This is a genomic window from Clostridium sp. CTA-19, from assembly GCF_054767855.1.
The window spans coordinates 119481-133587 of sequence record NZ_BAAABH010000001.1; the positions used below are offsets into that span (position 1 = coordinate 119481).

The following is a 14107-nucleotide window of genomic DNA, read 5'->3' on the forward strand; positions in this document are numbered from 1 at the left end:
TAAAAAGGGGATGCAAATAATGAAAGGAAACATAGAAGTACGTAAAGCAAATATAAGTGATATAAATAGAATAAATGATATTATGTTTTGTATTAATGATTTAAGAGCAAAAAGTACAGAATATGATGATTATAAAATCTATCATTCTAGAAGTTCTTTAGAAGAAGTATTAAAAGGTAATAAGGATGAAATGATATTTATTGCTGTGAAAAATAAAAGATTGATAGGAATGTTAAATTTTTCATTTAATAATCCTAACTATATGTTTTTTGCAGATAAATTTATTTATATAAATTATTTATATGTAGATACAGATTATTTACAAGATGAGTATAAGATAGAGTGTGTTACTAAAAAATTATTTGATAACACAATAATAGAAATGAAAAAATATGGTTTTAAGTACATATGTGCAGATGTGCTTAGTAAAGAATATGAATTAAGGGAAATACTAGAAAAAAATCATATGAAAAGTTATAGGCATAGATTATGTAAGAAAATAAAAACTGTTTAAATTAAATAATCTAATTTAGGGAGAAATTATGAAAAAAATATTAAACAATATATGGGAAGTAGCAAAAGAATACAAATGGCAAGAATTAATAGGTTTAATTTTTACTATTTTATATACAATTGCTGTATTTATATCTCCAATTGTATCTAGATATTTGATTGATGAAGTTATCCCAAGCAATTCACTTGATAAGCTGAAAATAGGAATATTAATATTTTTTGGAGGATGTATATGTCAACCTATATTTGGATACATAAAAAATAAAGTATTTATGAAAATAAGTGAAAATATAACAATAATGTTTAGAGAAGAGATGTTTAATAAAGTAATAAATGCACCTATGGAATTTTTTGATGGATGTAATAATGGAGCGATTGTATCTAGAATAAGTAATGACGGTAGAAATGTAAGTGAATTTATTACTAACTTTTTCGTTGTTGTTGTAAAAAATATAGTGCTAATAATTATGATTATTATTGGAATGTTAATTTTATCTAAAGAAATTACTTTAATAGTTATTTTATTATATGAAATATATTTTTTTGTTAACTGGAAAATATCTCATAAGTTTAATCCAATGTCCAAGGATATTCAGGAAAGCTATGATCAAATATGCATAAAAATTAATAGGAGCGTAGGATTGGTTAATACTATTAAAGCATTTAACCAAGAGGATAAAGTTAAAAAAGAGTTTAAGGAAATAATAGAGAAAAATTATAGGAACAATTTAAAGTTTAGAAAATTAAGTATGTTAATGAATAGTATAAGCAATGGAATAATGATAACATCATTGTCTATTGTATATGGAGTAGGAAGTTTACTTGTAATGGATGGAAAAATAACAATAGGAACAGTTGTAGCTATAGGGTTATATTTTCAGTTATTAGTACAACCGATATATGAGTTGTTGAATAGCAATATAGACATACATACAATAATACCTATATTTAATAGAATTAATGAATATATGAATTTAAAAACTGAAAGAGCTAGTAAGCAAAAAAATGAAATTCTTTATATTGAAGAGATAGAATTAAGAAATGTTAGTTTTAAGTATAGCAATGGAAGTGAAGCGGTAAAAAATATTAATTTAAGATTACCATCAAATGGTATTTTTGCAATAGTTGGAGATTCTGGTGCAGGTAAAAGTTCTTTAATAAAGTTATTAAGTGCTTTTTATGATTCCTATGAAGGTGAAATAAGAATAAATAAGAAAGAGCTAAAAGAATATGGAGTAAGAGATGTTAGAAGTGTTATAAGTTTAGTATCACAAGATATAGAGTTATTAAATGAATCTATTAAAAATAATATAAAAATGGGTAGAGATATAGAAGATTTAAAGATAGAGGAAGTTATAAGAAATTTAAATTTAGAAGAATCTATAAAAAAGTTAGAATTAGGTTATGACACTGTAATTAATGAAAGAGTTAATTTATCTGGTGGGGAAAAACAAAGGTTGTCTATTGCTAGAGCATTGGTGAAAAAATCATTAATTTATATTTTTGATGAACCGACAGCCGCATTGGATACTATAAATGAAAAAAGAGTAAAAGACATATTAGAAGAGTTATCAAAACAGAGTCTTGTAATTATAATAACTCATAATTTGAGTTTACTAAATAAGGCTGATTGTATTTATACAATGAAAAAAGGTGAAATAGTTGAGGAAGGAAATTATGAATATTTAACTGAAAAAGACTCATATTTTTCTAAACTTATGAAAGAGCTTTCTAACAAGTAATATAAGTAATTGGTGTACAAGCTTAGAAATAAATATTGTTTATAAGATAAAGTTAGTAAAGAGGTGATTGTAATGAAAAAAATGGTTATAGGATTTGTAAGTGTTATTATAATTACTTTAATTTTAACTTCATGTGTTCAAAAAAATAAAAATAAAATAAAATTTGATAAGGAAAGTGCTCCATATAGTAAAGAAGAAATCAGTGATTACACTTATAAAATAGAAGGTGATTCACTTGGAATAAAGAATGATTGTGGAAACTTAAAAATAGAGAAAGGTAATGTGGATAAAGTTAAGATTAGGATGGAAAAACTTGTTGGTGGAAAAAGTGAGGATAAATTGCAAGATGTGTTAGATAGTATGAATTGTACTTTAGAAAATGGAGTTGTTAATATCAATTCAACTTGGAAAGACAATTCTGCTGTAAATTCAATAAACATAGAAACTACTATAATTGTTCCAAGCAGTATTCAGTCAATAAGTATAGAAAACAACATTGGAGATATTAATATAGCAGGCAATTATGATGCTTTAAAAATTGACATAGAAAATGGAGAAATATCATACACTGGAAACTTAAAAAAAGGAAGCATATTTTCAAAAATTGGAAATGTTAATTTGAATCTACAAAACTTAAATAGTGATTATAGTTATGATATTCATGGTGAAGTTGTAAATGCAAAAATTAAAATACCAAAAGGAATTAAGATTAAAGCTATAGGTTCTATGGCTGAAAAAATTAAAATTAAAGATGGAATAAATGTTGATCAAGACGGAGCAATATTTGATATAAATGCTAAAGTAGGAAATATAAATATAGAAAATTAGAATGAAATTTGGGGGTATGCTTATGAATTTTGTTATTAGAGAAGCCAAATTATCTGATTTAGATAATATATTGGAATTATGGAGAGAGTTATCTGTAGATCAATTAGGAAAAGATAGTTACTATAAAGGAAACTTAGAATTTAATTGTGGTACTAATCAAATTAAAGAGTCTATATTAAATGATAATTGTGGAATGTTTGTTGTAGAATCTGGTGAAGATATTCACGGATTTGTAGAGGTATGGATAAATAGAAAGGATTTTGCTTTTGAAAATGATGATTATGCATATATATTGCACTATTATGTAAGGGAAAAAAGCAGGGCTGTAGGAAACATATTTTCTATTATATACCGTCTTTATAAAAGTGCTGAGGAGTGGTCTATAGGCAAGGGAAAGGACTATGTGGTGTCAGATGCTTTTGAGCATAATAAAAAAATAGTTAGGTTGTTAAAAAGAGTAGGTGTATCTAAATACAAAACACGAATGGTAAGAGAAATATGAGGTTGTTTTTAAAAATAGCATTTAACAGTATAAAGAAGAACAAGGTTAGATACATATTACTAACATGTACATTAGTTTTATCTACAATTATTATGTTAGCTACATCTATAATAAAAGATTCTGCTATTAAAATTAGAGAGGATCAACTTAGAAAAACAACTTTAAATAGTCAATTGTTAATAACAAAATCTGATGAAAAAAATCCTTTTTTTAACCCTGAAGATATTATAAAGTCTATTGAAGATATAGAAGGAATAAGTCATGTTGTGCCTAGAATAGGAGGTATAGCAAAAGACATTAAAACTTTAAAGAATGTAAATGTTATTGGAGTTAATTTTACTAAACAAAAAGCTGCATTCCCAATAGAATTAATAGATGAGTATGAAGTTAAAGATACGGAAAACGAAATCATAATTAATGAAAAATATGCAGATGAAAATTCTTTAAAGGTAGGGTCTAAAGTGAAACTATCAATTCAAGATAAGGAAGAAGAATTTATTATAAGTGGAATAGCTAAAAATACAGGAGTGTTTAATTCAAATATGAACACTGCAATGATTAATATTAGTGATGCTCAATATCTTTTAAGTCAAAATGAAAATGTTTATTCAGTTGGAATAACAATAAAAAATCTAGATAATATAAATAATATGATTGAAGAAGTACATTCTAAAATCTCATCTGATTTTATAATTCAACAAAGATATGATATAGATTATTTTAAATCATACGTAGGTACTATAGATATGGCATTAAAGATAATTGGCATATTATCTATATTTATCACACTATTTTTAACATATTCAACATTCTCACTTATAATTTATGAAAGGTTACATCAAATAGGTATATTAAGAAGTTTAGGAATATCAAGAAAAGATATTGCAATAAGTGTCATAGTGGAAAACTTACTTATAGTTCTAAGTTCAATAGTTATAGGAAGTATATTGACTGTTCCGTTTGTAAAAGTAGTTTTAAATTATATAGTACAAGATGGCTATTTTAATTTAAGTTTGGTGAAATTTTTATACATAGATGTCTTAATTGTACTTTTTAGCATCATGGTAATAGTAATTTCTTTAAAGAATATACTGAAGATGTCTGTTATAAATCTTTTAAAAGGTATAGGTAAGAAATCTTATAGAAGTAAAGGAAAAAAAATGTTCCAATATCTTTGTGGAGTTTTATCATTATCACTGTCAATAGTAATTTTAATTAGAGAATATAAAAGTGAAAATGGAGTATTTTTATTAATTTTAGGTTCTCTTTTACTTATTGCTGCTTTTATTTTATTAGTAAAAGTTTTACTAATAATAGTTAATGGGATTTTGGGGAAAATTCTTTCTATATTTAAAGGTTCAATTAGTATTTTGTTTAAAGAGTTTATAATGCAGTTCATTAATATATTAGATATAGTAGTTATTATTTCAATAATTATTTCATCAATGTATATAAGTGTTGCACTTAAAACAATGATAAATAATGGAGTAATGAATATATATAGGACTGCAGATGTAATGTTAAGTATAGATGGTTCGGTGGAAGAGGATTTTCATGATGAAATTATGAGTATAAAATATATTAATAACTCTTTATTTCAATCAAGAACAACAGAAATTATTAAAGATGTTAAAGTTGATATCGCTGGAATAGATGGCATTGATTACAAAAGAAATTTTTCAACGGAAATAATTAAACAGGGTGGATCGGATATATTTGAAAAACTTGATGATGGAAAAAATATTATAATAACAACTACATTTAGTAAAAATACTGGTATTAAAGTAAAAGATTCATTAAAAATTAAAGATGTAAATTATAATGTAATTGGAGTTGTTAGTAGTTTTGAAAATATGGGAAAAGTATTATTTATATCTAAGGATAATTTTAAACAGGATATAAAGGTAAAAGATAAGGATATGTGTCTTATAAAAGTTAAAAATGATGATGAAATAGAAACTATAATATATGAAATAGAAAAGCTGTTTAAAAATAAATATGAAAATAAATATTCTATACAAGAGTTATCAGTTCTTAATAAGCAGAATAATGATAATAATGAAAAAATATTTAATATAGTGAATGTTTTAATATGCATTTCTACTTTAATATGCATAATTAGTATGAGCAATAACATTACTATTAATATTTTATCTAGAAAAAAGGTATATGCTACAAAACGAGCACTAGGCATATCTAAAGGGTATTTGAGTAAATGTATTTTATTTGAAGCTATAATTTTGGGAACTTATAGTGGAGTTTTTGGAGTTGGATTAGGCGCTATATTAAGCAATTATATTAATAAAATTTTGTCTTATTATATTGGAGATATGATTTTTATTAAGAATGGTGAATTGATGGTAATACTAGTTTTAATTTCTATAAGTATGAGTATTATTAGTTATATATATCCTATAAGAAAAATATCTAAGATAAATATAATAGATGAAATAAAATCAGATGACTGATAAGGGGATTGATTATGAGTATATTAAAAGCTATTAATATCAAAAAAAAGATTAATGTAAGTGATAATTCTTATGAAATATTAAAAGGTATTAATTTAGATGTTAATGAAGGTGAATTTTTAAGTATAATGGGTCAATCTGGGGCGGGTAAGAGTACGCTATTATATATTCTTAGTGCTTTAGATACACCAAGTGAAGGTAGTATATTATTTGAGAGTAATGATATATTTAATATGAAAGATGCAAAGCTAAGTAAGTTAAGACGACAAAACTTCGGGTTTATTTTTCAGTTTTATAATTTAATAGAAGATTTAAATATTGAAGATAATATATCAATTATATTTGAATATGATGGAGTGCCTAAAAAAATATATAAAGAAAGATTAGATTTTTTACTAAATAAAGTTGGTTTATATGAAAAGAGAAAGTGTTATCCATATCAATTGTCAGGAGGACAGCAACAGAGAGTAGCTATAGCTAGGGCTTTGATTACTGATCCCAAAATTATATTTGCAGATGAACCTACAGGGAGCTTAGATTCCGAATCTGGTAACAATGTATTAGAAATATTAAAGGCATTAAATATAAATGATAAAAAGACTATAGTAATGGTAACACATGATAAATATGCTGCATCCTTTAGCGATAGGGTTATAGAAATAAAAGATGGTAAGATTAATACGAATAATAAATAGATTTGAAAAATAAGCCACCTCAAATAGAATTTGAGGTGGCTTATTTTTTTATAAAAGTGAGTTATATATAATACCATAGATAGATTTAAAGCAATAATCTAAAAGTAGATGCATGAAAATCAATTAATACGAACGAAAAAATAAAAAAATAAAAAAATATACGTAAAATTCATTGACTGTTTTTAAATAAGCTGATATTATAAAGATGAAGAATACACGAAATAAAAAATAAAAATTAAAAATAAAGTTTGCAATGATACGAAAAATAAAACTTTTTATATTTTAAATGTTAAGAGGAGGAGTAGGAGATGGAAAATTATTTTGCATTACAAGATAGTGCAACAGATGTAAGAAAAGAAGTCGTTGGTGGAATAACTACATTTTTAACTATGGCTTATATAATAGCTGTAAATGCTAATATTTTAGGAGCTGAGGGAGTGGGAATGCCACCAGGTGCCATAGTTACTGCTACGTGCTTAACAGCAGGCTTAACAACTATATTTATGGGGCTTTATGCAAAGCTGCCTTTTGCATTAGCACCAGGTATGGGATTAAATGCTTTCTTTGCATTTTCTGTAGTTTTAGGTATGGGGATATCTTGGCATGTAGCATTAACAGCTGTATTTGTAGAGGGTATTATATTTATTTTATTATCTTTAACTAATGTAAGAGAAATGGTTGTGAATGCTATTCCTACAAATTTAAAATATGCAGTAACAGCAGGTATAGGCTTATTTATTTCATTTATAGGATTTATTAATGCTGGAATAGTTATTAAAAGTGATGCTACAACTGTAGCTATGGGAAATTTAATTAGTCCAACTGTGTTAATAGCTGTTGTTGGAGTATTGATAATAGTTATACTTTCTAAAAAAAATGTTAAAGGTGCTATACTTTGGGGTATTTTGATTAGTTCTATTGTCGCATGGGGATATGCTATTATATCGCCAGAATCAGCATTATCTTATGGAATATCATTACCAGAGAGAATATTTAAATATGAATCATTAAAACCTATAGCATTTAAATTAGATTTTTCTTTTTTTAACTCTAAAGCGCAAATTATGCAATTTATAACTATAGTATTTACATTTTTATTTGTAGACTTTTTCGATACCGTTGGAACGTTGGTAGGGGTAGCGTCTAAAGTAGGTATGGTAGATGAAGATGGAAAAGTTAAAAATGCAGGTAAGGCATTATTAGTTGATGCTATAGGAACTACTGTAGGTTCTATTTTAGGAACATCTACTGTTACAACTTATGTTGAAAGTTCAGCAGGAGTGGCAGCAGGTGCAAGAACGGGCTTAGCTTCAGTTGTTACAGGAATTTTATTTTTAATAGCATTATTCTTTTCACCGATATTTATAGCAATACCATCAGCAGCTACAGCACCAGCTCTTATAATAGTTGGATTCTATATGATTGATAGTATAAAAAATATAGATTTTTCGGATTTCACAGAAGGGGTACCTGCTTTCTTGACATTAGCATTGATGCCATTAACTTATAGCATAGGAGATGGATTAACAATAGGTGTTTTAGCTTACGCTAGTATGAATTTTATAAGTAACATAGTAAGTAAAGAAAAGAAGAAAATTTCACCAGTAATGTATATTTTGGCAATAGTATTTTTAATAAAAATTATAGCGTCTCATTAATATTAACATTAATATATAGAATAAGTAAATCTTCAAAGTAATAATTGCTTTACTAAAGATTTACTTGTTTTTTATTGTAAAAATTCAATTTAAACAATAATCTTAATTGAAAATTTTTCAGATATTCTTAAAATATGAAATGTAAAAGTTTATGTATATATAGATATACAGGGTAAGTGGGATAAGTGAAAAATGTTATCAAATGATAAAATGAACAGGTTATAAGACGTATAAATTATATAAATATAAGAATAAGTTTAAAATGATTTTAAAAAAGTAACTATATTAAAAAATGGTGGTTAACTTAAAAAAGTTAAGTTTAGAAAGATAGTTTAATTAAACAATAGGAAAATTAAAGATAAAGTATTTATTAGGCTCTGTTGATGGCGTAGTTGAAGCAGACAAAGTTTTCTTTGCTTACTCATATAAAGGAACTAAACCTGCAAATATGCCAAGACCTTCTCGTAAAAGAGGAAAACAAGTTAAAAAGTGTGGTATAAGCAAAGAAATAGATAAATACTTTTATATCATAAAAAGAAACAATCCGAACTAAAAATTTGATAGTTAACAGTAATATACCCCATAGTTATACTATGGTTAAAGATTTCAAGACAAGACAATCGATATTTATATAAATTTAAATTTATTTAAATAATTACTGAGATTATAATCTACAAATTATGTACAATGAGAATATATGGTATTAAATTATAATCCGTAAATTTATAGTTACATAAATATGAAAATAAACTTTTTTATAATTTAGATATATATTAAAATTTAGATTTAATCAATAACAGAAAAAATGCATTATCAATTGAGAATGACAAGTTTATAACTTATATGATTAAATTTATATGAAAGATAAAAGAATAAATTAAATTAATTTTGTACATTATGTAAAAATATATAACATTGGAACATTTTATGACATATGAGAATACCATAAGTTATATTAGTAATTTGCAAGGTGATTTTATGAAGATAAATAATAGATTAAATGGTATAGGTGAATACCACTTTAAAAATCTGGATTATATAAGAGAAAAAAGGATATCTATGGGCAAAAAAGTAGTAGATTTAAGTATAGGAGATCCTAATTTACTAGTAGATGAAAACATAAAGGAAGGATTAATTGAAGGTATGAATAAAAAGGGTTTTAATAAATATCCTCCTTATGATGGGTTAGAAGAATTAAAATTGCAAATAATAAAGTATTATAAAGACAAATTTAGTGTACAATTAGAAGAAGAGGAAGTAGTTATATTAATAGGATCAAAAGAAGGAATAAGTAACGTAATACCTTCAGTATGTGATATAGGAGATACTGTTTTAGTACCAGAACCAGGATATCCAGTTTATTATATAGCATCTAAATTATGGGGTTGTTTTCCTTGCACAGTACCATTAAAAGAGGAAAATAATTATTTGATAGATTTAGATAATATACCAGAAAATACAGTATCTAAAGCTAAGTTAATGTTTATTAATTACCCCAATAATCCAACTGGAGCAAGTGCAACGGAAGAATTTTTTGAAAGAATAGTTAAATTTGCTAAAGAAAAAAATATAATTGTTTGCAATGATGCTGCATATTGTGAAATAATAGAACAAGATATAAAACCTATAAGCATATTACAATTTGATAAAGAAAAAACAGTTGTAGAATTTGGAAGTTTTTCTAAGTTGTATAATATGACTGGTTTTAGAATTGGATATGCTGTGGGAAATAAAGAAGTAATTAAGAATTTAATTAAAGTAAAAAGTAACTTAGATTCTGGCCAGTTTATGCCAATACAATATGCTGCTATTAATGCTTTGAAACTAGGCGATGAATATAATGAACAATTAAAAGAAGAATATAGCAAAAGAAGAGTTTTGGTAAAAAAAATATTACAAGAAAAAAATATTAAATTTTTTGATAGTTATTCTACATTTTATATTTGGTGCAAGACACCTAAAGGATACACAACTTATGAATTTTGCTTAGAACTTTTAAATAAGCATGGAATTATAGTTACACCAGGAGATATTTTTGGTACTTTAGGGTATGATTATTTTAGAATAGCATTAACACAACCATACAATATAATTGAAAACTCTCTTTCAAGTCTTGACAAATATGAATAAAAGTTATAAAAATGATAGTATGTATAAAGTTTAACAAATTTGAAAAGTAGAGGCTGTTTTGCCTCTATTTACTCTTTAAAAAATCAGATTTTCTTTAATTTCCTATTAAATAATTCAAAATGCTAAATAATACATATATTTTTAACTTGAAATTGATAATGTAAATTTTGTATAATAGTGAATAAAGAATTTTACAAAGAACTCGGAAGGATGCGTTGATAAATGATAAAAAGCATGACGGGCTTTGGGCGTGGGAGTGTACCGAATGGGCACTCAAATTTTATTGTAGAAATAAAAAGTGTTAATCACAGATATTTTGAACTAAATGTAAGAATGCCAAGAGCTTTAATCTCATTAGAAGATGGTATAAGAAAAATTTTAAGTGAAAAAATAAAAAGAGGTAAAGTAGACGTATTTATAACTCAAAAGACACTTGAAAAAGAAAATGTAGAAGCTGTTTTGAATGAAGAACTAATAAAAAGTTATATGAATTGTTTAAGTAAAGTTCAAAATATGTATGATTTAAGAGATGACATTTCAACTATGAGTTTAGTGAGGCTTCCAGAAGCCATTACTCTTGAACAGAAGGAAGAAAATTTAGAAGAAGTTTGGAAAGAATTACAAGCTTCTTTAAATATTGCAATGGATTCTCTTTTAATTATGAGATTAGAAGAAGGAGAAAAGCTAAGACAAGACATAGAAAAGAAATGTGATTTAGTTTTAGGTTATGTAAATGAGATAGGTGAAAGAGTACCTGGCACAATATTAGAGTACAGAGAAAAATTAAGGAAAAGACTTAAAGAACTTTTAGAGGATACTCAAATAGAAGAAAATAGATTTGCTATGGAAGTTGCACTACTTGCAGATAAAACTGCAATTGACGAAGAAATAGTAAGATTAAACAGTCATATATGTCAAGTAAAAGAAACTTTAAAAATAGAAGGACCTATCGGTAGAAAACTTGATTTTATAATTCAAGAAATGAACAGAGAAACAAATACAATAGCATCTAAGGTTACAGATTTAAGTATAACTAATTTAGCATTAGAAATTAAAAGTGAAATAGAAAAAATTAGAGAACAAGCTCAAAATATAGAGTAAATAGGAGGACACTAATGGGTATAAAATTAATAAACATAGGATTTGGAAACATAGTTTCAGCTAACAGGTTAGTTGCAATTGTAAGCCCAGAATCAGCACCAATAAAGAGAATCATTCAAGAAGCGAGAGATAGAGGTATGCTTATTGATGCTACATATGGAAGAAGAACAAGAGCCGTAATAATAACAGACAGTGATCATGTAATATTATCAGCAGTACAACCAGAGACTGTTGCTCATAGATTATCATCAAAAGAAGACGACCATCATATAGATGAGGTTGATGAATAAAATGGGAGTTAAAGGGCAATTATTAGTTATATCAGGTCCGTCAGGGGCTGGAAAAGGTACTGTTTGTAAGGCTTTATTAGAGAAAAATGATATATGGATATCAGTTTCAGCAACTACAAGATCTCCTAGGGCAGGAGAAGTTGATGGAATAAATTATTTTTTTACACCAAGAGAGGATTTTCTAAAAAAAATTGAAAATGATGATTTTTTAGAGTATGCTGAAGTATATGGTAATTTTTACGGAACACCTAAAAGTAAAGTTTTTGAAATGCTTGAAAATGGTAGGGATGTAATATTAGAAATAGATATACAAGGTGCACTTAAAATAAAGTCTGCTTATCCAGATGGAGTGTTTGTATTTATACTTCCTCCATCAATGGAAGAATTAGAGTCAAGAATAACAAATAGAGGTAGTGAAACACCAGAATCATTAAAAACTAGATTAAATGCCGCTTATGATGAAATTTCTTTTGCATCAAAGTATGATTATGCAGTAGTTAATGATAGAGTTGAAGATGCTGTAAAGAAAATTGAAAGCATAATAATGGCTGAAAAATGTAGAGTTTATAAAATAAAAGATGAAATATTAGGGAGGTTCTAATATATGAAAAGTAACAATAGTTCAATGATTAACCCATCAATAGTAGATTTATTAAATAAGGTTGAAAACAGATACTCATTAGTAGTAGCAACTTCTAAAAGAGCAAGACAAATAATCGATGGTTCAGAGCCATTAATAGAAACTGAAAGTACAAAACCAGTTACTATAGCTATAAAAGAAATAAATCAAGATGTATTATTATCTGAAAGCCAAGATGTGAAAGAGGGCTTAAAGTAAGATGAACAAAGAAAAGACAGTAGTTATAGGAGTATGTGGCGGAATAGCTGTTTATAAAGCTTTAGATGTTATAAGTAGATTAAAAAAGAAAAACGTTAATGTACATGTTATAATGACAAAATCAGCTACTGAATTTGTGAGTCCTCTTAGTTTTCAATCATTAAGTCAAAATATGGTTATTACTGATATGTTTGCAGAACCTAAAGCATGGGAAATACAACATGTATCTTTAGCTAAAAAAGCAGATCTTATGGCTATAATTCCCGCTACAGCTAATATAGTTGGAAAAGTTGCAAATGGAATTGCAGATGATATGTTATCTACAACAATAATGGCAACTAAGGCGCCAGTTGTTTTTGCTCCAGCTATGAATACAAATATGTATACAAATTCAATAGTTCAGGAAAATATATCTAAGTTAAAAGGTTTAGGATATAAATTTATAGCACCTGAAAGTGGAAGATTAGCTTGTGGTGATGTCGGTGATGGAAAGCTTGCTGATACAGAAAGCATTGCAGAATTTATATTAAGTAAATTAAACAGTAAAAAAGATTTAGATGGTAAAAAAGTATTAGTGACGGCAGGTCCAACTATATCAAAAATTGATCCAGTAAGGTACATAACAAATGGATCAAGTGGTAAGATGGGGTATGCTGTAGCAGAAGAAGCAAGAGATAGAGGTGCAGAGGTTACTTTAATAAGTGGACCTACCAATTTAAAACCACCAACTGGAATAGAATTTATATCAATACAAAGCAATTCAGAGATGTATGATGAAGTATTAAAAAGATTTGGAAATAGTGATATAATTGTAAAATCAGCAGCAGTTGCAGATTATAAGATAAAAAGCTATTCAGAAGAAAAAATAAAAAAAGGCTCTGGAGATTTAATTTTAGAATTTACAAGAGATAATGATATATTAAAATCTTTAGGCAAAATGAAAAAAAATCAAATATTAGTTGGTTTCGCAGCAGAAAGCCATAATCTAATTGAAAATGCAAAAGGTAAAATAAAAAATAAGAATTTAGATTACATAGTGGCTAATGACATAACTGATAATGATGCTGGATTTGCTAAAGATACTAATAAAGTTACAATTATTAAAAAAGATGAGACTTTGATTCCTTTAGAAGTAATGGATAAGAAAAAAGTAGCTGGAAGTTTATTTGATATTGTAATTAAAGATTTAAAATAAAAAGCGACATTGTCGCTTTTTATTTTTATATATAAATATATAAGGGCAAAATAGTAGTTGGTTTTGAAATTATGGTATAATATTAAAAGTTAATTTTTATAGGGTTATAAGATTAATATTCAGCTTATACAGGAAATTTTAAATATT

At 26.2% G+C, this 14107-nt stretch carries 13 protein-coding genes and 1 pseudogene; all 14 read left to right on the top strand.

The genetic code is table 11. The features are described from left to right. Window positions 1-19: 19 nt before the first annotated feature. The 14 genes and pseudogenes from ACYUE0_RS00570 (at window position 20) to coaBC (ending at window position 13960) form a co-directional block, all read left to right on the top strand. Window positions 20-514 carry a GNAT family N-acetyltransferase gene (locus ACYUE0_RS00570; RefSeq protein WP_460269133.1) on the top strand — a complete coding sequence of 165 codons (495 nt, stop codon included), beginning with the start codon at window positions 20-22 and terminating at the stop codon, window positions 512-514. A 28-nt stretch (window positions 515-542) separates the two neighbouring features. Beyond that, entirely contained in the window at window positions 543-2255 is a 1713-nt protein-coding gene (locus ACYUE0_RS00575) for an ABC transporter ATP-binding protein (RefSeq protein ID WP_460269134.1), read from the top strand. A 72-nt stretch (window positions 2256-2327) separates the two neighbouring features. Continuing rightward, window positions 2328-3083: a hypothetical protein gene (locus ACYUE0_RS00580; RefSeq protein ID WP_460269135.1), complete on the top strand. Its 756-nt coding sequence runs from the start codon at window positions 2328-2330 to the stop codon at window positions 3081-3083. Between the two features lie 22 nt (window positions 3084-3105). After that, a complete protein-coding gene (locus tag ACYUE0_RS00585; RefSeq protein WP_061995496.1) occupies window positions 3106-3585 on the top strand; it encodes a GNAT family N-acetyltransferase in 480 nt (159 codons plus the stop codon). Further along, window positions 3582-6053: an ABC transporter permease gene (locus tag ACYUE0_RS00590; protein ID WP_460269136.1), complete on the top strand. Its 2472-nt coding sequence runs from the start codon at window positions 3582-3584 to the stop codon at window positions 6051-6053. Before ACYUE0_RS00585 ends, ACYUE0_RS00590 begins: the two co-directional genes overlap by 4 nt. 14 nt (window positions 6054-6067) lie before the next feature. Next, a complete protein-coding gene (locus tag ACYUE0_RS00595; protein WP_061995498.1) occupies window positions 6068-6748 on the top strand; it encodes an ABC transporter ATP-binding protein in 681 nt (226 codons plus the stop codon). A gap of 308 nt (window positions 6749-7056) precedes the next feature. After that, the gene (locus ACYUE0_RS00600) at window positions 7057-8406 is read left to right on the top strand and encodes an NCS2 family permease (RefSeq protein WP_460269139.1); all 1350 of its coding nucleotides are present in this window, start codon (window positions 7057-7059) and stop codon (window positions 8404-8406) included. A gap of 373 nt (window positions 8407-8779) precedes the next feature. Further along, a pseudogene (locus ACYUE0_RS00605) lies at window positions 8780-8914 on the top strand (IS1595 family transposase); the annotation flags it as partial. 470 nt (window positions 8915-9384) lie between these two features. Next, window positions 9385-10536, top strand: coding sequence for an aminotransferase class I/II-fold pyridoxal phosphate-dependent enzyme (locus ACYUE0_RS00610; protein ID WP_460269140.1), 1152 nt, complete (start codon window positions 9385-9387; stop codon window positions 10534-10536). A 222-nt stretch (window positions 10537-10758) separates the two neighbouring features. After that, on the top strand, window positions 10759-11637 hold the full coding sequence (locus ACYUE0_RS00615) for a YicC/YloC family endoribonuclease (RefSeq protein ID WP_460269141.1): 879 nt from the start codon (window positions 10759-10761) through the stop codon (window positions 11635-11637). 14 nt (window positions 11638-11651) lie between these two features. Then, complete coding sequence (gene remA, locus ACYUE0_RS00620; protein WP_010292837.1) at window positions 11652-11927, top strand: extracellular matrix/biofilm regulator RemA; 276 nt, start codon at window positions 11652-11654, stop codon at window positions 11925-11927. Next, the gene (gene gmk, locus ACYUE0_RS00625) at window positions 11920-12528 is read left to right on the top strand and encodes a guanylate kinase (RefSeq protein ID WP_199868696.1); all 609 of its coding nucleotides are present in this window, start codon (window positions 11920-11922) and stop codon (window positions 12526-12528) included. Before remA ends, gmk begins: the two co-directional genes overlap by 8 nt. A gap of 3 nt (window positions 12529-12531) precedes the next feature. Then, window positions 12532-12765 carry a DNA-directed RNA polymerase subunit omega gene (gene rpoZ, locus ACYUE0_RS00630; protein ID WP_460269143.1) on the top strand — a complete coding sequence of 78 codons (234 nt, stop codon included), beginning with the start codon at window positions 12532-12534 and terminating at the stop codon, window positions 12763-12765. A 1-nt stretch (window position 12766) separates the two neighbouring features. After that, window positions 12767-13960 (top strand): bifunctional phosphopantothenoylcysteine decarboxylase/phosphopantothenate--cysteine ligase CoaBC, encoded by a 1194-nt coding sequence (gene coaBC / locus ACYUE0_RS00635; RefSeq protein WP_460269144.1) that lies wholly within the window; start codon window positions 12767-12769, stop codon window positions 13958-13960. Window positions 13961-14107 lie beyond the last annotated feature (147 nt).

Coding starts and splice junctions, on each gene's coding strand:
- ACYUE0_RS00575 (WP_460269134.1), top strand. CDS start 543: ATGAAAAAAATATTAAACAATATATGGGAAGTAGCAAAAGAATACAAA.
- ACYUE0_RS00615 (WP_460269141.1), top strand. CDS start 10,759: ATGATAAAAAGCATGACGGGCTTTGGGCGTGGGAGTGTACCGAATGGG.
- ACYUE0_RS00595 (WP_061995498.1), top strand. CDS start 6,068: ATGAGTATATTAAAAGCTATTAATATCAAAAAAAAGATTAATGTAAGT.
- ACYUE0_RS00600 (WP_460269139.1), top strand. CDS start 7,057: ATGGAAAATTATTTTGCATTACAAGATAGTGCAACAGATGTAAGAAAA.
- ACYUE0_RS00570 (WP_460269133.1), top strand. CDS start 20: ATGAAAGGAAACATAGAAGTACGTAAAGCAAATATAAGTGATATAAAT.
- rpoZ (WP_460269143.1), top strand. CDS start 12,532: ATGAAAAGTAACAATAGTTCAATGATTAACCCATCAATAGTAGATTTA.
- ACYUE0_RS00590 (WP_460269136.1), top strand. CDS start 3,582: ATGAGGTTGTTTTTAAAAATAGCATTTAACAGTATAAAGAAGAACAAG.
- remA (WP_010292837.1), top strand. CDS start 11,652: ATGGGTATAAAATTAATAAACATAGGATTTGGAAACATAGTTTCAGCT.
- ACYUE0_RS00585 (WP_061995496.1), top strand. CDS start 3,106: ATGAATTTTGTTATTAGAGAAGCCAAATTATCTGATTTAGATAATATA.
- gmk (WP_199868696.1), top strand. CDS start 11,920: ATGAATAAAATGGGAGTTAAAGGGCAATTATTAGTTATATCAGGTCCG.
- ACYUE0_RS00580 (WP_460269135.1), top strand. CDS start 2,328: ATGAAAAAAATGGTTATAGGATTTGTAAGTGTTATTATAATTACTTTA.
- coaBC (WP_460269144.1), top strand. CDS start 12,767: ATGAACAAAGAAAAGACAGTAGTTATAGGAGTATGTGGCGGAATAGCT.
- ACYUE0_RS00610 (WP_460269140.1), top strand. CDS start 9,385: ATGAAGATAAATAATAGATTAAATGGTATAGGTGAATACCACTTTAAA.